The organism is Brasilonema sp. UFV-L1 (genome assembly GCF_012912105.1).
GTDB lineage: Bacteria > Cyanobacteriota > Cyanobacteriia > Cyanobacteriales > Nostocaceae > Brasilonema.
This window is the reverse complement of sequence record NZ_QMEA01000007.1, coordinates 105505-126970: the sequence shown is the minus strand read 5'-3', so window position 1 is coordinate 126970 and position 21466 is coordinate 105505. Positions and strand designations below refer to the sequence as shown.

Here is a 21466-nt window from a genome sequence, read left to right as displayed (position 1 = left end):
GGTAGACAACGGTTGACTAAATTTGGTGTGAACGAGGACAACTCAACTAACTAGCACTGGGGTTCACAATACTATGCTGTTACCAGATTCTCCTGGCTCTGCGGAAGCACTGTTTGCCTCTATTGAGGAGGGTATTCACGTTTGTCACAATTTTAGGGATGGAACCATAGAGGTCAGTATCAGAAAAATAAGTCCTGAAGAATTGGAATTGCGTGTATCTTCTTTGAGAGGTTGCTTCCGCTGCCCTTATGGAGAACTCAAAAACTACCTGGAGCAGTTTCCGCAGGATACACAAAGCCAAGTGTCTGTTTATCGCGATCGTTTCCGAGTCGAGTTAATAAGTATTTTGTCAAAAGGGTTTGGCTTACTCCAGTTGGACTTTTCAAAATCCAAGAAGGGAAGAACACCACCTGTATTTGGTGCAATGGTGACTGAGTTATTGGATGTTGATTGTTAATTGATTTTTACCAGCTTCATAAGGAGGCTTGATCACAGGCAACTATATCTCCAGGAATGAACAAGCAGTGGAAAAAACTGTTTTCATCCTGAGCGAGCAATTAAAAGATCTTAATATTTTCTAGCCCATGAGAGTTCGGAAAGAAACTACGACAGGGTTGAGCAGTGAGTTCTACTGCATCAGCCCTGTTTTTTTTTGAAATCTTCGCTCAAAACTTGAAAAGGAATGACTTTATGATCACAAAACAAGATAGTCGTTTGATAAGACTGGTGTCTCGGTTACTCAAATATTTTTTGCTGATGCTGTTTGGTTTTGCAGTCGCCTACGTCATGTCAGTCAGCTTCGGTGCATCACATATTGTGGTGATGCTGCTACCGATAGTGGGAGATTTGTATTGGCGATTGGGAATTCTTCTGTTGTGTTTAATGGCGATCGCAATCATTTTTGAGTCTCTACGCTAAAGATTGGCTGCAGGTACTATTGAGTGCGCTACTCAATAGTATCTGACGCGGCATCTAAAACAGCAGTCTTGCCCAACTTCAGCTTTTTTTGCAATCAGCAGTTTGAAAAAGCTATAACTAAATTCATGTTTATTAATCTAACTTAGAAGGCGCAACACTTGCCTTCTATAGTAAATTTTGATAAGACAACATTTATATCTAATGCTACCGCAGTCTGTGCTTGTTTATTTTCAAGTTAGTGGGTGAAGAGAGAGTGATGAATGAAGCCGACACCCCAAACAATGGGGATTTTGTTGAACCCCTGGATCGCAATTCACTGCAACCGGAGCAAGTGAGTTGTCCATTTTACTCAGTCAGCAAGAGTGAAAACGCTGCAACTGACCAATTGCCACTACTGGCACCAGTAGAAAGCTCTGATCTGTGTCAAAGTGACACTTTACCAGAAGAAAATCCACCCCAGCAAGACTGGGTTGCAGAACCTGAAAGCGAAAAACAAGAACTCGTAGACGCTGAGTTCAAAAAATTGCTGGAGTTGAATCAAGAATTACGTTCTGTCAACAATGATTTATATGACAAAGTAGAAGAGCTAAAAGCTGCCTTAATTGAATCCGACAAGGCTTTGCAGTGGCTTCAAAAACGCTCAAGTGTCGCAGAGTCAATGCTTAACCAACAAGCCCACGAACTGACTGCGGCTCAAGAGCAAGTCAATTCTTTATTTCAACAATTAGAAACTGCTGTGCAAACCGTTCAGCGCCAAGAAAGTTTGATTGAAAACAATAAAGCGCAGCAAGAAATAACTCAACAACGCATTGCCCAGCTAGAACGGGAATGTGTATTGATGAAATCTAGCTATAATGACCAGTCTCATCAACTCATACAATCAGAAAATACTTGTCGCGAACTACGAACACGGCTGATGCGACAACAACGCCAAACTTTGCAGTTCAAAGCAGCTCTGGAAAAATGTCTGGAGACACCTGTTCCCAGCTATGATTTCCTTGAGAATAACGATACAAACAACACTCAGACAAAACCTTCTAGAAACAAGAGCGTTTTTTTCAGCCAAGCACAACCAATTCGACCTTGGTCCGGGGAATCAGAATCATTGGCAGATGGCGTAGATAATACTCGAAGGGAAACTCCAGCATCACCCATGAAGCAATGGGATCACTCTACGCCAAATCCATCATCTATTTGGGATTCAGATACAGAAGAAACACCTACACAAAAAACACAACCAGTTGACACACCAGAACCAGAAATTAAAACAGTTTCATCTTTGGGTTCAACAAGCTTAGAAGAACAGTTAGATGGTGTCATCCAAATGTTTTTCGTTGCCAATCCTCCTGTATCACCATCTCCACAACCTCCAGCTGAAAAAAATGCAGATAGCACCCAAGCGGCTCAAGCAATTTGGGAAACCTCTGCAATACCCCTCGCAGATGAACCAGAAACTGCTGAAACATTGGTGAGTAGTGATTCTTTAGAGGAAACAGAGGATTATTGGGTAAACAGAGCACAATCATCATCACTCGAATTGCAAGAAACTGCTGATTCTGTTGAACCCTTAACCAATTATGCTAACAATTCCCCCTCGCCACTAATCTATCCGCAGCGTCCATCTAAAGGGCGAAAATCTCTATCATCTGTTGAACTACCAAATTTTCGCCGAGATACTCAGTAAGTAAAACTGTGGCAGACAGTTTGTAGAATTTTTCCTGTCTGCAAATTTGGACGATTGACTTTGGAGTCTGAACTAATTGATTATTCTCGGTTCTGGTTTCTGGAGTCTGGCTTTTGATGTCACCTGAGCAACTAGATTTTGCGGACGTGCAATACCAGTGGTGAGAGCATAGTCAATTGCTAATAGCCGCAACCACAATGCTGGATATCGTGGTTCTAACCAAGAACCAATTCGACGAAGGAAGCGTGGGAACCATCCATTGAGCAAAGCCCGGACAAGAGCATGGCGACCAAAATCAACATAGTTTCCAGTCCATCTCAGTAAATCCTTTGAACCTGCAAGTTCCCAAATCCACAAAAGTAATACGGGGTTCTTGCGAGCTGCTTTCAGGGCTAACCGATTAAAGGTCATCCAATCAAATCTATCTTTGATGAAATTATCTGTTATGTGTGGAGGTTCATCTACCAATAACCCAAAAAAGTTGTTGAGCATAGAGTTGATTCTCTGGGGTGGTATAAATTTTCCAGTGGGAACCATCATCCCTTTGGAAAACATCCAAGTGACAGCAATATTATTTTGAAAGGCGCGAATTTGGTTTAAATGCCGGAAACTCAGTAAGTCGTGTTTGAGAGCAGTATCCAAAAGAGTTGTCAGGCGTTCTAGATTACGCACCAGAGAACCAAAGCCTGTAAAAACGAGAGGAGATTGAAGTGATGCAGCATCACCCATAGCTATCAAGCGGTCAAAGGCGACTGTGCGATCGCGACTCCCTACACTAAAATGTCCAGGTATATACCCAAAAGTCGGCTTTTTCCACACCAGCTTATCCATCTCACAGCGGCGATACTCTGGCAAAATCGTGAAAAAGTCCTCGTACATCTCCAGCAAGGAACCAGGATTTTTTGGATGAACTTGGTGGTAATGAAATAAATAAATCGTCAATTCTTCATCTGCTGCAGGAAACAACTCCCAAATCAACTGTCGTCCTCGTGAAATATCCCCATGACTGTAGAGAACATCCCCGTATTGAGAATCCCATACCCCAGGCTCAAATCCACGCTCAATCACCGCTCCTACAGTCGGGCAAACACTGTCAAAAGCACGACCACTATTCAATTGCCATGCAATTGGTGAAGCACTTCCCATCGCATCCACTAACAATCGCCCACTCACTTGCTTCTGTGTTTGACTCGTTAAATCCTTGACAGTAACAACGACTTGTGCATCGTATACATCTGCCCGGATGAATTCTGTTTCATCCCAGATTTCACCGCCTGCTGCTCGTAGCTTTTGCCCACACATTTGCAACCATTTCTCGGAATCTAAAGCTACATTTAGCACTGTAGGTGTATGCAAAACTGGTGCTTTTAGATTGCTAGGATTATTCGCATCAAAGAATTTATTAAATCCATCTTTGTACTCTCGTGCAATAATTAATTCCACCTCAGCTGTCGTCAGCAAACCCAAGTTAATTAAACTTTGAATCTCATCGCGAGAAATATTCCATTCTCGGTTCATTCGTCCAAACGGCATCCGTTCCACCAGCAGCACTCGATAACCTAGTCTTGCCATAACTGCTGCATGGATAACGCCAAGCGCCCCACCAATGTAGATGAGGTCATAAAAAGGGGATGAGGGGGATGAGCCAGATGAGGCAGTTATTTCTCCCCCTACTGCCCCTAATCCCCACTCCGTGGGGACCCCGAGTTCCCCTACTTCTCCTGCTCCTCTAATATGAGAGAACACCACCTGACCAGGCTTTTGGGGATTCCGCACACCTTCGCGCCATCGTTGCTCCCACCAGTAGACTCGCTTGAGGTCATATTCACCATTGGGCATTTTTTGAAAAAATTTGACTGTCAGGGGGTAGTAAGGAGCAAGCGCCTCAAAAATTGATTGCTCAGATAAATCAATCGTTGGAGGTTCAGGGTATTCATACTGAAAGCGGCTTCTAAGACCAGTGGTAAGCTTTTTAAGAATCTGTTGTTCTTTGGGGAAGGGTTTTTCTGCCCAACGAAACGCTTTTAAATACGTAGTTCGCTGCACTGACCAGACGAAAACAGAAAGTGTATCCGGTAACTTTTCCGAAATAGTTCTCGTGCTAAGTGTAGTATCAACAACTCTCAAGCAAAAGCCTTGCGGAGTAAGTACTTTCTCATAAATTCCTGGTTCAAAATCATTCTGTAACCAGTGACATACGGCAGTTGTATCGGGAGTAGGAATTTCCAAGTAGAGAATCTCTTGCATTTTTTTTGAATCTCCGATAAATCTATGTATTGAGACAGATTTCAAAAATAGATAAAATGCGCTATAGTCCGCCCTATCTGTTGAATGAGTCTTTAATAAAGAAATATTAAGAGTTTTTCAGATTTCTTGTTCATTCTTTGTTTTTTGTAAACACACGCCATGAATTATCCCATCCCACACAGCCCACAAGAAATTGTTGCCTTGAGACAAAAGCCAATTGATGAAGAACTGGTTGCTAGTGCGATCGCTGGTGTCATCAAAATTGTTCGCGCTCAAGGTCAATCTTTAGAAGAGTTAACCGCCCAAGTGCTAGCTGACGACAGCCTGCTAGACATACAACAAAGACGTTGGCTCAGCCAAGTCGTTGCTCAAGCTTGGGAAAATTTCTCGTAAGAGGTGTTTAGTACTTAGTAGATCGCACTTTAAGATGTTAGTCGCCAGTTGTGATTAACTCTTGAGCTAAATTGCCAATCACTTTTTTTGGTGTGGGAGCTTTCATAAATTGTCTAGGATTGGCAATTAGACTTTTAAAAGAACAAGAGAACAAGAGGAGTCAGAACTCACCAACTCAGCATAAATGAGAAAAGCTTTGGGGAGTCTTTATGTCCCTTATACTCTTGTCCTACTTAACGACTGAGCAGTTTAATTTCCACTCGACGAAGTACTCAAAGCGGCTTGTGCTTGAGAGTGCAACAAAAGACCATATTCTAAACCTTCTACCACAGCTTGATAAGAAGCCTCCAGAATATTTGTGGAAACGCCTACTGTTGTCCAGCGTTGATGAGTGTTGCGCGACTCCACCAAAACGCGAGTTTTCGCTGAAGTTCCTGTATGTCCGTTGATAATCCGTACTTTATAATCTGTCAACTCAAACTCAGCAATGTGGGGATAGAAATTCATCAAAGCCTTGCGTAAAGCTGCATCCAAAGCTGCAACAGGTCCATTTCCTTCTGCAGCTTCTAGAATATCCTTATTTTTGACAGCAACTTTTATGGTAGCAAGAGCGTTAGTTGTTTCTTTCCCCTCAACCAAATCACAATGGACTTGAAAACCTTTGATTTCAAAGAAAGACTGACGACTATTTAAAGCTTCGCGCATCAACAACTCAAAACTTGCTTCCGCCGCCTCAAATTGATATCCTTCACTCTCTAAAGCTTTGAGACGTTGTAAAATTTGCCCTGTTGTTGGGTTGTTCCTATCCAGTTCAATACCAAAAGTACGAGCTTTGGCTAAGACGTTACTGACTCCAGACTGTTCAGAAATAACGATACGCCGACGGTTTCCGACTTGTTCTGGTTGAATGTGTTCGTAAGTCAGAGGATTGCGTTCCACCGCCGATACATGAAGCCCACCTTTATGAGCAAAAGCCGAACGTCCCACAAAAGCCGCATGTTCATCAGGAGCAAGATTGACAACTTCACTCACGAAGCGACTAGTTTCTGTCAGTTGAGGCAATTGGTTTTCTTCAATACACTTATAACCCAGCTTCAATTGTAAATTGGGAATGACCGAACAGAGATTGGCATTACCGCAGCGTTCACCATAACCGTTGATTGTACCTTGTACCATTTTCGCCCCTGCCATAACAGCAGCTAAGGCGTTGGCAACTGCGGTATCTGAATCGTTGTGAGTGTGAATTCCTATCTGAATATCACTAGGAGTCGAGTTGATCACATCTGTGACAATCTGAGTAATTTCATGAGGCAAAGTGCCGCCATTAGTATCGCAAAGAACTATCCATTCAGCACCAGCAGAGATTGCCGTCTGTAACGTCTGTAAAGCATAATCTGGATTTTGCTTGTAGCCATCAAACCAGTGTTCCGCATCGTATACGATGCGACGTCCTTGAGAACGAAGATACTCAATCGTATCCTGTATCATCGCCAAATTTTCTCTGGTGGTTGTTTTGAGTCCTTCTGTGACGTGTAAATCCCAAGACTTGCCAACAATCGTCACCCAGCGAGTACCCGCAGCAAGAATGGCTTGTAACATTGGATCAGCTGCTGCTGTTTTTTGAGGGCGTCGAGTATAGCAAAAGGCAACAATCTCAGCTTGCTGAAGCGGTTCTTCTTGGAGATGCCAGAAAAATTGTACATCTTTTGGATTTGCCCCAGGCCAACCTCCTTCTATGAAAGGAATTCCCAGTTGATCTAGCCTCCGGGCAATGCGTAACTTATCTTCTATGGACACCGACAACCCTTCACGTTGAGTGCCATCTCGTAGTGTTGTGTCATAGATCCAAAGTTGGGGTGAGGAATTTGCAGTCATAAAATGCGGACTCTTGGAGACAACTTTCAAGGATTTTGTGTAATTCTCGTTAAAGATAAAACGTAAAAGTCACGTGGAATACTTTTTCCTGGAGAAGAATTTAGAACGCACAGTTCAGACTTTCCTCAAAAAAGAATTCAGAAAATTTAACAAGAGTACAAAAACTTTTCTGCATTCCTATTTGAGAAGTTTTGAATTTGTTGCGAGTCATGACAAGATTTTACCGTTCCTTAGGCGAAATCAGAGTTCTGAGTCACGAAAACCAACTGTGTTCGTTGAGTCACGCAAATGAAAACAAGAGCACTTAAGACTCATTGCTCACAACTGAGAACTGCGAAGTAAACCACTGTTTCTTTCAGATTTAGCCAGGATTTCCCATAATTGTTTGAGAGTAAGGTACTGAGTGTAGCGCCCCTGCTCCCTTAGGCAAATTTTATCAAAACAAAGGTCTAGAGAATTGTATAATCCTCACCGAAGCGTTCACCGAACTCTCCAGACTAATTATAAAGATGTCAAAGTGTCAAGTTTATAAATATGGACAAGTAGCTTGAGTTTTTTGGGATCTTAGGTTATCGATTATGTATTGTTTCTGTGTTTTTCTATATCGAAATGAATTGTTACAATACAACAAAAAGCTAACTTAGTCATCACAAATGCCCAAGGCACAAGCTCAAAGTGAGATAATTGACTACATTGGCAAGATAAGCCTAACTACCTTACTTGCCTTTGCCAGACATGGGGAAAGGTTTGCTTCAAAAACGCCTTAGCACTATAAGGGCGAACGCGGAGCCAATCTGCGGCAAATATTGCTGCAAAATGGTGTTGACCTCTACAATAACGATGCTAAGGTAGTAGACTGTCGGGGAATTGGTAGCTGTGTTCCTTATGCAGTTCTTGTAGAAGGCGAAGTGTTCAAACGCCAAATCGGCATGAAAAGCGCGGCAGTCAACACCACGCGATTCTTTAGTCAGCAAGGGTGCGCTTAGCCTACCAAACCAATGTCTTGGGCAAAGTGAAACTTAAATTTAATCAATATTGAGAACCAGGTTCTCAATTACTTTGGACATCAAAATCTTAAAACGGAGAAATTAACGATATGGGTAGATGGACACCGCTGATTCTTATGGCTGGAGGCTTAGCAATTTTACTTGGGACATTGCTAGGCATTAGTTTTCCAATGGGTGGACAAAATACCGCACAAGCACCTGCACCTACAACATCTGCACCGCAAAAGGACAAAGAATCAAAAGTCCTCCCAGCTAATATTGATGTTAATAGCACTAGCGCTGGTAATGCCCCCACGAACGGGGGTAAAAATAACATCGCTCAGACAAATCAGAAAAGCGAATCTAATAATGACCAAAGGCAAGATGATACAGGCGGTGCTACCAACAACCAACCAACAGATAATCAACCATCAGGTAACAATCAATCACCATCAGACACAAAATCAGACGCAAATCAAAGTGACGAACCGATTCGAGCCTTATGGTAGTACGTCATTAGTTACAAGTTACAAGTTATGAGTTAAAAGTTATAAGTTATGAGTTACAAGTTATGAGTTACGAGTTATTAGTCTAAAGTCGGTAGTTCAAAGTCCTAGTTTTTATGACAAATGACTATTGATCAATGACTATTGACTCTTGACTAATGGCTAATAACTAATGACGAATGACGAATGACTAGTGACGTTTTAATGATTGGTGGCGGCGTCATCAGTATGGCGATCGCCATTGAATTAAAGTTACGCGGTGCCCAAGTGACAGTGGTAAGCCGCGATCTTTGTGCTGCTGCTACTCATGCTGCTGCTGGAATGTTAGCACCTGGTGCTGAAAGAATCTCAGACGAGGCAATGCAGAAGTTATGCACACGCTCTCTGTATTTATATCCAGATTGGACACGCAAGCTCGAAGAGTTTACTAGTATCAATACTGGTTATTGGTCTTGTGGTATTCTGGCTCCAGTTTATCAAGAACAGACAAGCAGAGCCAGCACTGCAGCAGAGTTTCCCTCATCTGGTGTCTGGCGTGGACAAATCAATTCAAAATTGCGCAGCGTTGCGTTAGCGGAGTGTGCGACAAACAGCGAAGCGACGCAATCTCAAAATTCAAAATCGCGTAGCGTTGCGAGCGGAGCGAAGCAATCAGAAATCTCTCCCTCATCTGGCTCATCCTCCTCATCTTCCCCTTCTTCCCCTGCTTACTGGTTAGAAAAAGAAGCCATTCATCAATATCAGTCAGGATTGGGAGAAGAAGTTGTTGGAGGTTGGTGGTATCCTGAAGATGGACAAGTAAATAATAGGGCATTAGCACAAGCGTTGTTGGCAACTGCTAAATCCCTTGGTGTTGAACTCAAAGAAGATATTACAGTAGAAGGAATTCAACAGCAGCAACGGCAAGTTGTAGGCGTACAAACGAGCGCAGGAATCCTTCATGCAGAACATTATGTTTTGGCCACAGGTGCTTGGTCTAATGCATTATTTCCTCTACCTGTGCGTCCTGTCAAAGGTCAAATGCTGAGTGTGAGAGTACCAGAATTTGTGCCGGATTTACCTTTGACAAGGGTTTTATTTGGGGAGGACATTTACATCGTACCGAGGCGCGACGGACGAATAATTATTGGTGCGACAGTAGAAGATGTTGGTTTCACCCCCTACAACACGCCAGTAGGAATTCAAGCCTTACTACAAAGAGCTATCCGCCTATTTCCCAAAATACAAGATTATCCGATTGAGGAATTCTGGTGGGGATTTCGTCCTGCTACCCCAGATGAATTACCTATTCTGGGCACAAGTCCTTGTGAAAACTTAACCTTTGCGACAGGTCATTACCGCAATGGTATTCTTCTTGCGCCCATAACAGCAACATTGCTAGCGGATTTGATTCTTGAACAAAAAATAGACTCTTTACTCTCTGATTTCCATTACTCACGCTTCCACGCCAAGTCATCTACCCCAATGCTTACTTATCCCACACATAGAACTCAGAACTTAGAACTCAGTACTCAGAATTCAGAACTCAGTACTTTAGAAGATTCACCACTCCAAATTGCCGGAAAAACTTTCCAATCTCGCTTGATGACAGGAACTGGCAAATATCGCAGCATTCAGGAAATGCAACAAAGTGTTGCTGCAAGTCGTTGTCAAATTGTCACTGTTGCGGTAAGACGAGTACAAACCAATGCCCCTGGACATGAAGGTTTAGCCGAAGCATTAGATTGGACGAAAATCTGGATGTTGCCTAATACTGCTGGTTGTAAAACTGCAGAAGAAGCAATTCGTGTCGCACGTTTGGGGCGAGAAATGGCAAAACTTTTAGGACAGGAAGACAACAATTTTGTTAAGCTAGAGGTTATACCTGACCAAAAGTATCTCCTACCTGATCCGATTGGGACTTTACAAGCAGCAGAACAGTTAGTAAAGGAAGGTTTTGCTGTATTGCCGTATATTAATGCAGACCCCATGCTGGCAAAGCACTTGGAAGAAGCTGGCTGTGCAACAGTTATGCCTTTGGCATCACCGATTGGTTCTGGACAGGGGTTGAAAACGGCTGCCAATATTCAAATCATTATCGAAAATGCTCATGTGCCAGTGGTAGTCGATGCAGGCATTGGAGCACCTTCTGAGGCGGCGCAAGCAATGGAAATGGGGGCAGATGCCTTGTTAATTAATAGTGCGATCGCCTTGGCACAAAATCCACCTGCAATGGCTCATGCCATGAATTTAGCAGCAGTTGCTGGTCGTTTGGCTTACCTTGCTGGCAGAATGCCTCTCAAAAGCTACGCTATTGCAAGTTCACCCCTGACTGGGACGATTACTAATTAGTCCTTAGTCATTAGTCCTTAGTCATTAGTCCTGAGTTAAAGGGTTAATGACTAATATGACAATTTGTATCTTAGTATTAAGAGTTATCCTCTCATTTCTGTTAAATTTAAATAAATGAACAGGATAAGGAATTGTACTCATGCCCTACACAACAGAAGACGGTGGTCGTCTGAATAATTTCGCTCGTGAGCCCAAAGTTTATAGAGCAGAACCTCCTACCGAGCGTCAAAAGCGAAACTACATTATCCTGGGAATTACTGCTACAATTTTGGTCAGTAGCTTAATTTTTGTTGCTTTTTCTGTGTCTAGCGTCAGTTGATAAGAAATTGTTTTAGAAATTGGTAGTTTAATCATTTAAGTTTTTCCAGGCTCCCAGATTTATTGGAGCCTAGTTTTTTGGTCTTATATTTTTAGTATTATAAAGATTTAGAAGAAAACTATTTGAGTTATAGTATAATTTAAGACTTTTATCTAGAAAAGATCAAAGAATCGATTTATCCTGAGCAAAGTCACAATCACTTGAAAATCGTAGTCATGGTTAGATTTACAGGCTGCCTGCATGCACCCCAAAAGGGTATATCCACTGCGTTTTGGCTCTTTAGCCGCCATGAGCGTAAATGAAACGACACACCCAGATAATTTTGCTTGGAATCGGCAAGTGTATCATCGCCTGAAACTTGCTCTCAGTCTCGGTTTAAGACGACAAATGTTTTTGGCGGTCTGTGATGATTTAAACTTGAGAAATCAGGTAGCGGCGCGTTTGCATTCAACTTTGGCTTATCCTGTTGGGCAAGTGCTGTATCAGCCGTCAAATACACAGGAAGCGAGCACACCCGCCTATCCCCGACTAGTCACCCTGCGCTTGAATTTAAGCGATCCTAATCTCATCGCTCAGATAAATCAGTGGTTGTCTAGTTATCCACCACCTATTATAGGAGCATCAAAAGACAATCCAGGACGACCATTACCAGTACCAGCATTTCAAATTGTGGGTGTCGAACAGCTTACTAGGCAGCCAGTAGCAGTACAGCGGTTATTTTTGCACTATTTGCGTTTAACTGAGCAACAACTCTCTAGTTTTGAATCCAGTTTGCTGTTGTGGGTACCACGTCCTTGGTTATATGCTATTCAACAATCAGCACCACAGTTTTGGCGTTACCGTACAGGTGTTTTTGTCTTTGCTGGAGAACCCACACCGACAACTCAAAACAAAAGCTCACCAGAACGTTTTTCTGGTTCTAGAAATTTGGAGTTAGGCAAGGTTGAGCAATCCGCTTTAGAAAAATCAGTCATTCAGGAAGATTTCGATTTTCCAGAACAAACATCATTGAATCGTGGAAACAAACCCCAGGAGGTTGCTCCGTCAAAATCAACAACAAAATCAACAAATTTAACAAACAAATCTCTTCAAGAGGAATCAACTGATCAAGCAAGTACCAACGAGACCTCATTATCTGAGCATACATCACATATCAGCAAAGAATTAACAGAGCTAGTACTCGCAACGATTAACACGACAATTGCGGAAGACGATGAGCAGAACTTACAAGTGAAGCAGATTCTGCAGGAGATAGAAGAATTACACTCACAACAAGCTTCAGGCGTCAAGCTAGGAGCAGCTTATCACCGCTTAGGGAACTTATATCGCCTTCGTATTGAACAAGGAAAATCCATCCTAGAAAACTTGATGGTAGCAATTCTTGCCTATCAAGAATCAATCACTCATGATGAGAATTCACCCCAAGTTCCTGATACCTTGAATGACTTGGGTACACTCTACTGGATGCTTTACCGCACACCACCCAATTCTGAGGAGGGTCAAGCTTACATAGAACAAGGGATAGAATTTTATCATTTGGCATTGAAGCTCATTTCATCAGAAAGCCACCCGGAAACATACGCTCGCGTGCAAAATAATTTAGGGACAGCTTATGGTGATTTAGCTCGTTTTGCGAACCCTGGTGAAAACTGGCAGCAAGCAGTTCTAGCTTACAGCGAAGCGCTATCACTCCGCACAGCCGAGATGGAACCACTAAAATATGCTGCATGCCAAAACAATTTAGGGACAGCTTACTGGCATTTAGCACAATACAATCAACCAGTTGAGCATCTCAAGAAAGCCATTGCAGCGTACAAACTGGCGCTTGCCTATTACAGTCCTGAACAAGAGCCACTGAAATATGGCATGATTCAAAACAATATAGGCACAGCATACTGGAATATAGCACAGTACGAGCAGCCAACAGAAAATCTTAACTTAGCTATTGATGCTTACCACGAAGCGCTGAAATATCGAACTCCTACTAATGTTCCTCCCGCCTGCGCCGCCACCCAAAATAATCTTGGAACTGCCTATTGGCACTTAGCAAATCAATCACAAACTTCCAAAGATGAGCGGCAAAATTTGTTAGAACAGTGCATTAGTTCATATGAAGAAGCGCTTACCCTTGCTCATTCACTCAGCGGTATGCCTCTGAGTTTTGATGTGTTTGCCACTCATAATAATCTCGGACTTGCTCATTTTCAGTTAGCAACAGAGCAGTATTTTGAGCGTGATAAAGCAACTCGTTCTAAACATTTAGAAGCAGCATTAGATAATCACTTGCAAGCTTTGAATGGAATGAGTAAACAACCTGAAGCGTATCAAACAACTTTTGCTTATGTAGTCAAGACAATTCGTGCTTTCCACAATGAGTTAGGTATACAGGGACAAAATTTGGCTTTGTCTAAAGTTCCTGGTCAATTGTTACCAGACATTCTACCTAAGTTGTAATGAGTGAGTGGTTCGTTGTTAAGAAACAATACCGTAACCTTGGGTGATTTTTGGATTGCTTGAGCTAGTTTGGGTAGTTCTTCCGGATGGCAAACATTTAGTAGCGTGGTTGGTAGCGCCCAATACGGTTCTGATAAGAAATTTGCTCGTGAAAGTAAGTCAGCGTGCAAGCAAGAGGAGAGGACTTGCTGTGAGATTTCCCCTCCGCCCTTAGCAGCGCCCACAAAACTCGGACTCAAGTAGAAAACCGAACTTGGCAAAGTGGCACTAAAGCGAGACAATAAGAATACGTCGCCCTCGAAATTTGCTTTGTGAATAACCTCCGTACCGTATCTGATACTAAGCGAACTTTCTACAACCTTCATACCCGTCCGATAAATACTATTTATCGTCGGGTAGTGGAAGAGTTAATGGTGGAAATGCATCTATTGTCAGTAAATGTTGACTTTAGTTATGATCCTATTTATGCCTTAGGCGTCGTCACTGCTTTTGACCGCTTCATGCAAGGCTATCAGCCAGAACGAGATCAGGAGTCGATTTTTCATGCTCTCCTTCAGGCTGTACAAGAAGATCCACAACGCTACAAACACGATGCTCAACGTTTGCAAGGATTAGCGACAAGCATCAGCGCTTCAGAACTCATTGCGTGGTTAAGCCAAAAAACTCCTTCAAATCGAGATGCTGACTTTCAAGGCTCACTACAAGCAATAGCGAATAATTCTAAATTTAAATATAGTCGCTTGTTTGCGATCGGTTTATTCTCTTTATTAGAGTATTCAGAGCCAGAACTCGTTAAAGACGAAAAGAAACGCAATGAGGCACTAAAAGCAATTGCCAATGGCTTACATATATCTGATGACAGACTCAATAAAGATTTGGAATTGTACTACTCTAACATAGAGAAGATGTCACAAGCCTTGACAGCGATGTCAGATATGCTTTTAGCAGATCGAAAAAAGCGGGAACAGCGTACTCAGCAATCAAGCACTACAGTTGCTCCGCCAACAGCTAACGAATAATTTTTAGTTGGATTTAGTTGGAATGATGAATGATGAAACTTTTTTCTCATGCACAATTCATCATTCAGAATCACCTGCCGCTAACAAAACGTTGATAATAATGCCTGTGCTAGAGCGAAACATATCTTGATGCACACACTTCCCGCTCCCGCAAGATATGCTTGTCGTTTATACTATCTTAGCCCAGAGTGAGATGGCAATCAAAAGTTTCTAAAGCTAAAATTATTGATTAATCCAAGTATGACAGAAGCGAATCTGCTATTGTGATTAATCAACACTCTGATAACCTGTTTAATCTTCAATGTAAAAAAACATCAGTTGAAGGTTATAAATTTAGCTGGTTTGATTGGTTTTGTCTGTGGTATCCTCCTGGCTGGCTGATTTTATTCAACCGACACTGGCAACATTATCATAAAGATCCAGATGGTTGGAATTGGTTGGAATACGGGTTGTTTTTAATTCCTGGCGGATTTTACTTAGCACTTTTTATCCGCTGGTTACGGCTTGGCTGTCGTTCACCTCGTCATGAAATAGATGAATTTGATCCAAATTATCAAAAAGCTTTTCTAGATGAAATTATCGCTCCAATTGTTAAATATTATTTTAGAGGTGAGTTATCCAAAATTGAAAACTTGCCACAAACAGGTCCAATGATTGTGACTATAAATCATGCAGGAATGTGTTTTCCTTGGGACTTTTTAACATTAGGTTATCTATTAAATCAAACACGAGGATGGTTCTTGCAATCATTAGCTGGAGTTTCGTTATTTGACCATCCTTGGGTGATTTGGTGGTTACCACCTGGATGGTCAAAGGTTTTGGGTGGCGTGAGAGCAGAATTAAATGATTTTGAAGCAGCAATACAAGAACGGAAAATTCTCTTATATGCACCAGAAGGTTTACGCGGACCGAGAAAAGGTTGGGCAAAACGCTATCAATTAGAAACCTTTAATCCGAGTTTGATTCAATTAAGCCAACGTTATCAAATTCCCATATTACCTGTTGTTTGCATTGGAAATGAAAATTTACATCCTTGGACTTTAAATATTAAAAAGTTGCAGAGGCTATTCAATTTACCATTTTTACCAATATCACCGTTGATGCCATTATTTATTCTCTTTCCATCAATGGGAGTTTGGGCGATGAGAAGTCGTCTGCATTACTTTATTCAGACTTTGTATACACCTGAGTTTGATGGTGAACAGACGAAAAGAGCAGAGAGTTATCACGAAGCACAACAGTTACGAGAAAAGCTGCAAAGTCAAATGAATCAGTTATTAAATCTTAAAGTTAAGAGTAATGAACAAGTTGAAAAAGGATAATGCACTTTATTTTTCTTCTCCTGTTTCTGGTGGAGAACCACCAAAGCGATATCCTTTACCGTAAACAGTGTGAATCAAAGATGTTTCACCAGCTTGTTCAATCTTGCGCCGTAACAAACGAATTAATGCAGCAATAACATTGCTACTAGGTGGTTCATCATCCTTCCAGAGATATTGGAGAATCTGCGCGTGAGTCAGCACTTGTCCGGTGTTTTCCATAAAATATTGCAGAAGTTGACTTTCTTTTTCTGATAAATCGATGATTCTTCCTCGACGATAAGCAACTTGATTGTCACTATCGAGTTCTAAGTCATCGACGACAAGCCTTTGGAGTGTTGTACCGTAGCTTTGTGAACCGGAACGACGCAATAAAGCCCGAACTCGTGCGAGTAACTCCCGCAACTCAAAAGGTTTAACCAAATAGTCGTCTGCACCTGCGTCTAAACCTTCAACTCTGTCATTTAGAGTATCTTTAGCAGTGAGAAACAATACGGGCGTAGTTTTCCCTTGATGTCGTAATTCCTGACAAATCTCCAATCCTGTTTTTCCTGGCAGCATCCAATCTAAAATCAGTAAGTCATAACTACCGTCTTGTGCAAGTTGACTACCACTCGTCCCATCATAAGCCGCATCAACGCTATACCCCTCACGAGTTAACACGCGACTCAAAGGATCAGTTAATTCAACTTCATCATCTACAAGCAAAATTCGCATGGTTAGCCATCAGGATGTCACCGATCAGATAATATTATTTTGCTGATTGCTAAGCGCTGAGCGCTACTACTTATGCTTACTGTTGCATTGCCAAAAGGAGAACTCCTCAAAAATAGCATCCGTATCCTACAAGATGTAGGATTAGATTTTAGTGCTTTTTTGGATTCAAGTAACCGCCAACTTCAGATTTCTGACTCCAGTGGAAAAGCTAAAGGGCTGCTGGTACGAGCCCAGGATGTACCAGTGTATGTAGAATATGGTCAAGCACAGCTTGGCATCGTCGGATATGACGTATTACGGGAGAAAAAGCCGCAAGTAGCCCACTTGATTGATTTGCAGTTTGGTCATTGTCGAATGTCGGTGGCAGTGAAGCAATCAAGCCCCTACCGTTCTGCTTTAGAGTTACCACCTCATGGTCGAGTGGCTTCAAAGTATGTTAACAGTGCGCGTGAATATTTTCACAGTCTAGACTTACCTGTGGAAATTGTACCACTGTATGGTTCAGTAGAACTAGGTCCAATTACAGGGATGTCAGAGGCAATTGTAGATTTGGTTTCGACAGGACGAACCTTACGCGAAAATGGTTTGGTTGAGACTGAAACTTTGTATGAAAGTACAGCAAGATTAATTGCCCATCCTTTAAGTTATCGGTTAAATACAAATAATCTGCTTGGATGGATTGAGCAACTGCGTTCATTAGTTCTGTCTACAGTTTAAATTCAAGCAGAAAACTTTAGCAAAAAGACTACAAATCAATGTCAGAAAAGACAATAGATTTTGACACGAATCCACCAGTTGCTACTAACGAGTACGATAATCTGGCTCAGATAGCTTTGCCCGGTTATGAGGCAATGCATACAATGGCATTATCTTGTTTAAAAGCGCATTTAAGCGAAATAGCTTCTTTGTTGATTGTGGGTGCTGGTACTGGAAAGGAATTAGTTAAGTTTGGTCAAGGCAATTTACAGTGGCAAATGTTGGGTGTCGATCCTTCTGCTAATATGCTATCGATCGCTCAAGAGAAAATACAACAGCACAATCTATCCCAGCGAGTTCAGCTATTTCAAGGATATACTTACGATTTGCCTACCACTCCTCTATATGATGCCGCAACTTGCATTTTAGTGATGCATTTTCTCCCTGATGATGGCAGCAAACTGGCATTACTCCAAAGTATTGCTCAACGTTTGAAATCATCAGCACCTTTCATCTTAGTAGATCTATTTGGTGAAAAAGGCACTCGTGAATTAGAGCAGATGGTTCCTATCCTAAAAGCTTATTGGCAAGAAATGGGCATGAAGCTAGAACAGATAGAGCTATCGCTCTTAACAGTTAACACATCTGTTTACCCGATTGCCGAGGCGAAAGAGTTAGAATTATTACGCCAAGCAGGCTTTGGAAATATGATCAGATTTTATACGGGGCTTTGGTGTGGTGGCTGGGTAGCAATTAAAAATTGAATAAGAGGCATAACATGGCAATTTTAGGTTTTTTCTCAAAATTTTTACGTAATTATTCTGAATATTTTCTATTTTCAATGTTATTTTAGACGAAGACATCAGGGGTTGGGCTTTTACCTAGAAAAACTGCGGTGCCTCCGGAAAAATCGCCCCATGAAAAGTTGTGATTTTTGTATACCAGTTGACAATTTGGGCGATTTTTCCGCTTCAACGTTGACTCTAAACCCGTTACTTGTAATGAGGCACCGCAGTTTTTCCGGGTTTGATGAAACGGGCAAATAACCAACTGGCCAGTAGCTCCTGAGCATATTCACATAGGCTTAAAACCCTTGGGCTACTAGATGCAATTTGGGTGCAAGACGTTTCGTGAAGCAGCGATCTAAGTACGAGTTCGTGAAGCACGATGCAAACGAGTGTTTGGTGAGCAGCTATGGCTATGCAGTCAGTTTTCTAGCTGTAGGTTACTACTAGTAAACCTGAAGAGTTAAGAAATTGTCCGCAATTTCCTAAGTCATTTTATGACACGTCGATGAACCAAAACATCTATCTACAACTTCTGTACAAAAATTTCTCGACAATGAATGATAACCGCATGATGGCAACTGCTAATATTCTCAGACCCATATTAGGGGATTATGTCAATGTGATGGACTACAAAGCTTTGCTGGACGGCATAGAAGACACTATGGGTTCTAAAGCTGCTGCAGTCATCATTACTGCTGCTGGTCGTGCCTATGGTAAGAAAATTGCCACAACACTTGGAGCATCAATAGAAACAAAAGACCTTCCAACTATACTAAAGCGCCTAAACACAAGTTTAGGTCAGGAAGGTACACGACTATGTATCATTGATGAAATCTCTCAACAAGAAAACTTTATCAGGGTAAAAGTGGTTGAGCCAGTTGAAATGTCTGGTGAAACCTCCGATTCAATCCGTATGTGCCCATTTACTCTGGGTGTACTGAATGGCTTTATTGATCAAATCATGCAAAAACGTCACCAGGCTCGCCAAATTGCTGTTGCCGATCAGCTCGGTCTTCAGACAGAGTTTGAGTTCACGCCTATTTGAAACCAGATCTGATTCAAAGCTTGTAGGGCAAAGATACTGAATCAGTACATAGATATAAACGGTGAATTCGCTCATTCAAAATTCAAAATTGAAGACAATCAGTGGGGGTAAGAAAGCGCTACTGTCTTGTTGACCACTGAACAAAATTTCAGTGGAAGCCTGCACTCGGAATTGATGAATTCAAAAATCTGTTTCTTCTTCCGGATTGAATTTTGAATGTGTTAGTAGCGTGCCGTAGGCAGCGAATTTTGAATTCAAAAAAAGGTCAAATAGAAAACAGCAATTGCAACGAGACATCATCCACAACTTACTAAATCAAAACAAAACAGGAGTGTACGATGGCAATCAACACAGCAAAACTTGGCAGCATTATGCAAAACTTTGTCACTGCTACGAGTGATGTACAAGGTGCAGTGCTTGTTTCTCCCGATGGTCTAACTTTGTCGTCAAGCTTACCTAGTGGGATGGACGAAGAGCGGGTATCCGCTATGGCTGCAGCGATGATATCTCTTGGTGAACGCATTGGGGGTGAGTTAAGCAGAGGGAATATAGAGCGCATTTTTGTTGAAGGTGATAAGGGTTTTGGAATTCTCAGTGGCTGCGGTGAAGATGCTGTACTACTCGTTTTAGCAAGTGATTCTGCCAAGCAGGGATTACTCATGCTAGAAATCAAGCGTGTTCTTACAGAATTGAAGAAGGCTATGATGTACTAATTTTGCGTCAGCGCAAAGCGCACGCCCTGTTTTATCAGACAAGCTATGCAAACGGCGTTGCAAGAGCGTGTTGCTTTGCGACGAGAGCAGTAGTAGGTTTATATCTTAAGATTATGTGAACCAACAAGTGTATTCTTTCATATAGAATTCTCATTGAGAACAGGTATCACTCTATTAACTTCATGACTTACTTTCATGCCCTGACAAAACTTTTGAAAGAGGTGAGATAGTGAAATTATTACCATCTAAAACTGATATCTCAACCTGGTAGTCCATTAGACTACTAAGTAAAACTCATATGACATTTACTGGTAATTTAGCAGAGTTTTCCTTGCCGGAAATCTTTCAATTGCTAGAGCAAGGAAACAACACAGGATTACTCACAATTCGTACTTTTACTGCTGATTTGACTGCTGTTGTGCCAGTTCATTACATCTGGCTGTATCAAGGTCGTATTGTGGCTGCTGCTGATTGCTTAGATGAAAAAGGTTTGGTTTCAATGATTGCTCAACGAGGCTGGGTGAGCGAAGAAGTTGCTTTAAAGATGGCTCAGCTGTGTCGAGTTAACACACCGATAGGTTTATGCTTGAAGTTTCAAGGACTGCTGCAAGCTGAACAACTAAAACTACTATTTCGTACTCAAGTTGTGGAGCAAGTATCTGCTTTGTTTGAACTGAAAAATGGTCAGTTTGAATTTGATGCTCAAGCGAATTTACCTTTAGCAGAGATGACAGGCATAAGTATGCCAGCAACTGAAGTCACACTTATCGGTTTGCGGACGCTACGAGACTGGAGTATGTTAGCAGAAAAACTACCGGATCTAACTTTAATCTTGTCAAATAAAAATACCAGTCAGTCTCAGTTACAGTTAGATTCTGTGGAATGGCAAGTTTGGCAATTAGCGGATGGCACCATTTCCCTGGGGGAAATTGCCAATCAACTTGGCATTGCTATAGAAGAAGTTCAGCAGATTGCCTTCCGACTGCTAATGAGTCATTTAGCTGAAGAAATTTTTCTAACTGCTGTCTGGGAGAACCAGATGATAGAAGCGACATCCGTCGCAGAGAATTTACCAAAGTTAGCCGTAAACTCTCCTAGCCAAAGTGACAATACCCAGGAGTTAACTCATACGGTGGTAGAAACGACATCCATCGCAGAAAGTTTACCAGACTCAGCCGTAGACTCTCCCAGCCAAACAAATGTTGATCAGTCGTTTCTTCAAAAATTAGTTGGTTGGCTGCGTGTCATTCGATCATTCTTTTAAAGATGATTTAGTTTTCATCGAAACAAAACTTAGCCGCGCTACTGGGTGGGTATAGCAAAGATCGGAAGTCGTTAAACGAAGTCTTACCTAATATTATAATTAATATCTAGAAATTTAAGATTTACTTTATAAATGACCTCTTCACTTTCAACTTTTTGTTAATTTAATTGTAAATAAGTATATGAATTTATT

General features: G+C 41.7%; 19 protein-coding genes. 15 read left to right on the top strand and 4 right to left on the bottom strand.

Annotation, left to right across the window (positions count from 1 at the left end; genetic code table 11):
• Nucleotides 1-73 precede the first annotated feature (73 nt).
• The 3 genes from DP117_RS04290 to DP117_RS04280 all read left to right on the top strand — a co-directional run bounded on the left by DP117_RS04290 (nt 74) and on the right by DP117_RS04280 (nt 2602).
• Nucleotides 74-457 carry a hypothetical protein gene (locus DP117_RS04290; protein ID WP_169217093.1) on the top strand — a complete coding sequence of 128 codons (384 nt, stop codon included), beginning with the start codon at nt 74-76 and terminating at the stop codon, nt 455-457.
• A 233-nt stretch (nt 458-690) separates the two neighbouring features.
• Nucleotides 691-918 (top strand): hypothetical protein, encoded by a 228-nt coding sequence (locus tag DP117_RS04285; protein WP_169217092.1) that lies wholly within the window; start codon nt 691-693, stop codon nt 916-918.
• A gap of 256 nt (nt 919-1174) precedes the next feature.
• Entirely contained in the window at nt 1175-2602 is a 1428-nt protein-coding gene (locus DP117_RS04280) for a hypothetical protein (protein ID WP_169217091.1), read from the top strand.
• A gap of 72 nt (nt 2603-2674) precedes the next feature.
• Here DP117_RS04280 and DP117_RS04275 read toward each other — a convergent pair whose 3' ends face one another.
• Nucleotides 2675-4849 carry a flavin-dependent dehydrogenase gene (locus DP117_RS04275; protein ID WP_169217090.1) on the bottom strand — a complete coding sequence of 725 codons (2175 nt, stop codon included), beginning with the start codon at nt 4847-4849 and terminating at the stop codon, nt 2675-2677.
• Nucleotides 4850-5008: 159 nt separating this feature from the next.
• Here DP117_RS04275 and DP117_RS04270 point away from each other — a divergent pair, with 159 nt between their 5' ends.
• Nucleotides 5009-5242 (top strand): hypothetical protein, encoded by a 234-nt coding sequence (locus tag DP117_RS04270; protein WP_169217089.1) that lies wholly within the window; start codon nt 5009-5011, stop codon nt 5240-5242.
• Between the two features lie 249 nt (nt 5243-5491).
• On the opposite strand, the gene cimA is transcribed toward DP117_RS04270, so the two are convergent.
• Nucleotides 5492-7117, bottom strand: a complete 1626-nt coding sequence (gene cimA / locus DP117_RS04265; protein ID WP_169217088.1) for a citramalate synthase — start codon at nt 7115-7117, stop codon at nt 5492-5494.
• A gap of 1096 nt (nt 7118-8213) precedes the next feature.
• Here cimA and DP117_RS04260 point away from each other — a divergent pair.
• From DP117_RS04260 to DP117_RS04245, 4 genes are all read left to right on the top strand, one after another.
• Nucleotides 8214-8612, top strand: a complete 399-nt coding sequence (locus tag DP117_RS04260; RefSeq protein WP_169217087.1) for a hypothetical protein — start codon at nt 8214-8216, stop codon at nt 8610-8612.
• Nucleotides 8613-8795: 183 nt separating this feature from the next.
• Entirely contained in the window at nt 8796-10940 is a 2145-nt protein-coding gene (gene thiO / locus DP117_RS04255; protein WP_169217086.1) for a glycine oxidase ThiO, read from the top strand.
• 139 nt (nt 10941-11079) lie between these two features.
• Complete coding sequence (locus DP117_RS04250; protein WP_169217085.1) at nt 11080-11259, top strand: ssl1498 family light-harvesting-like protein; 180 nt, start codon at nt 11080-11082, stop codon at nt 11257-11259.
• 288 nt (nt 11260-11547) lie between these two features.
• A complete protein-coding gene (locus DP117_RS04245; RefSeq protein WP_169217084.1) occupies nt 11548-13713 on the top strand; it encodes a tetratricopeptide repeat protein in 2166 nt (721 codons plus the stop codon).
• Here the strand turns inward: DP117_RS04245 and DP117_RS04240 are convergent.
• Nucleotides 13680-13937: a hypothetical protein gene (locus DP117_RS04240; protein WP_169217083.1), complete on the bottom strand. Its 258-nt coding sequence runs from the start codon at nt 13935-13937 to the stop codon at nt 13680-13682. The two genes, DP117_RS04245 and DP117_RS04240, sit on opposite strands and share 34 nt — an antisense overlap.
• 87 nt (nt 13938-14024) lie before the next feature.
• Here DP117_RS04240 and psb29 point away from each other — a divergent pair, with 87 nt between their 5' ends.
• A complete protein-coding gene (psb29, locus tag DP117_RS04235; RefSeq protein ID WP_169217082.1) occupies nt 14025-14732 on the top strand; it encodes a photosystem II biogenesis protein Psp29 in 708 nt (235 codons plus the stop codon).
• 263 nt (nt 14733-14995) lie between these two features.
• Nucleotides 14996-16054, top strand: a complete 1059-nt coding sequence (locus DP117_RS04230) for a 1-acyl-sn-glycerol-3-phosphate acyltransferase (protein ID WP_169217081.1) — start codon at nt 14996-14998, stop codon at nt 16052-16054.
• Between the two features lie 6 nt (nt 16055-16060).
• On the opposite strand, the gene rppA is transcribed toward DP117_RS04230, so the two are convergent.
• Nucleotides 16061-16768: a two-component system response regulator RppA gene (rppA, locus tag DP117_RS04225; RefSeq protein WP_169217080.1), complete on the bottom strand. Its 708-nt coding sequence runs from the start codon at nt 16766-16768 to the stop codon at nt 16061-16063.
• A gap of 72 nt (nt 16769-16840) precedes the next feature.
• Between rppA and hisG the strand changes: the two genes are divergently transcribed.
• The 5 genes from hisG to DP117_RS04200 all read left to right on the top strand — a co-directional run bounded on the left by hisG (nt 16841) and on the right by DP117_RS04200 (nt 21274).
• A complete protein-coding gene (gene hisG / locus DP117_RS04220; RefSeq protein ID WP_169217079.1) occupies nt 16841-17485 on the top strand; it encodes an ATP phosphoribosyltransferase in 645 nt (214 codons plus the stop codon).
• Nucleotides 17486-17523: 38 nt separating this feature from the next.
• Entirely contained in the window at nt 17524-18228 is a 705-nt protein-coding gene (locus DP117_RS04215; RefSeq protein ID WP_169217078.1) for a class I SAM-dependent methyltransferase, read from the top strand.
• Nucleotides 18229-18757: 529 nt separating this feature from the next.
• Nucleotides 18758-19297: a hypothetical protein gene (locus tag DP117_RS04210; protein ID WP_248277521.1), complete on the top strand. Its 540-nt coding sequence runs from the start codon at nt 18758-18760 to the stop codon at nt 19295-19297.
• Nucleotides 19298-19635: 338 nt separating this feature from the next.
• Nucleotides 19636-20010: a roadblock/LC7 domain-containing protein gene (locus DP117_RS04205; protein ID WP_169217077.1), complete on the top strand. Its 375-nt coding sequence runs from the start codon at nt 19636-19638 to the stop codon at nt 20008-20010.
• Nucleotides 20011-20308: 298 nt separating this feature from the next.
• Complete coding sequence (locus DP117_RS04200) at nt 20309-21274, top strand: DUF4388 domain-containing protein (protein WP_169217076.1); 966 nt, start codon at nt 20309-20311, stop codon at nt 21272-21274.
• Nucleotides 21275-21466: the final 192 nt, after the last annotated feature.

Excerpts from the sequence above, each read along its gene's own strand:
- DP117_RS04200 (WP_169217076.1), top strand. The coding sequence starts at position 20,309 with ATGACATTTACTGGTAATTTAGCAGAGTTTTCCTTGCCGGAAATCTTT.
- rppA (WP_169217080.1), bottom strand. The coding sequence starts at position 16,768 with ATGCGAATTTTGCTTGTAGATGATGAAGTTGAATTAACTGATCCTTTG.
- DP117_RS04270 (WP_169217089.1), top strand. The coding sequence starts at position 5,009 with ATGAATTATCCCATCCCACACAGCCCACAAGAAATTGTTGCCTTGAGA.
- cimA (WP_169217088.1), bottom strand. The coding sequence starts at position 7,117 with ATGACTGCAAATTCCTCACCCCAACTTTGGATCTATGACACAACACTA.
- DP117_RS04290 (WP_169217093.1), top strand. The coding sequence starts at position 74 with ATGCTGTTACCAGATTCTCCTGGCTCTGCGGAAGCACTGTTTGCCTCT.
- DP117_RS04285 (WP_169217092.1), top strand. The coding sequence starts at position 691 with ATGATCACAAAACAAGATAGTCGTTTGATAAGACTGGTGTCTCGGTTA.
- DP117_RS04205 (WP_169217077.1), top strand. The coding sequence starts at position 19,636 with ATGGCAATCAACACAGCAAAACTTGGCAGCATTATGCAAAACTTTGTC.
- DP117_RS04210 (WP_248277521.1), top strand. The coding sequence starts at position 18,758 with ATGAACCAAAACATCTATCTACAACTTCTGTACAAAAATTTCTCGACA.
- DP117_RS04275 (WP_169217090.1), bottom strand. The coding sequence starts at position 4,849 with ATGCAAGAGATTCTCTACTTGGAAATTCCTACTCCCGATACAACTGCC.
- DP117_RS04280 (WP_169217091.1), top strand. The coding sequence starts at position 1,175 with ATGAATGAAGCCGACACCCCAAACAATGGGGATTTTGTTGAACCCCTG.
- DP117_RS04250 (WP_169217085.1), top strand. The coding sequence starts at position 11,080 with ATGCCCTACACAACAGAAGACGGTGGTCGTCTGAATAATTTCGCTCGT.
- DP117_RS04215 (WP_169217078.1), top strand. The coding sequence starts at position 17,524 with ATGTCAGAAAAGACAATAGATTTTGACACGAATCCACCAGTTGCTACT.
- DP117_RS04245 (WP_169217084.1), top strand. The coding sequence starts at position 11,548 with ATGAGCGTAAATGAAACGACACACCCAGATAATTTTGCTTGGAATCGG.
- DP117_RS04260 (WP_169217087.1), top strand. The coding sequence starts at position 8,214 with ATGGGTAGATGGACACCGCTGATTCTTATGGCTGGAGGCTTAGCAATT.
- hisG (WP_169217079.1), top strand. The coding sequence starts at position 16,841 with ATGCTTACTGTTGCATTGCCAAAAGGAGAACTCCTCAAAAATAGCATC.
- thiO (WP_169217086.1), top strand. The coding sequence starts at position 8,796 with ATGACTAGTGACGTTTTAATGATTGGTGGCGGCGTCATCAGTATGGCG.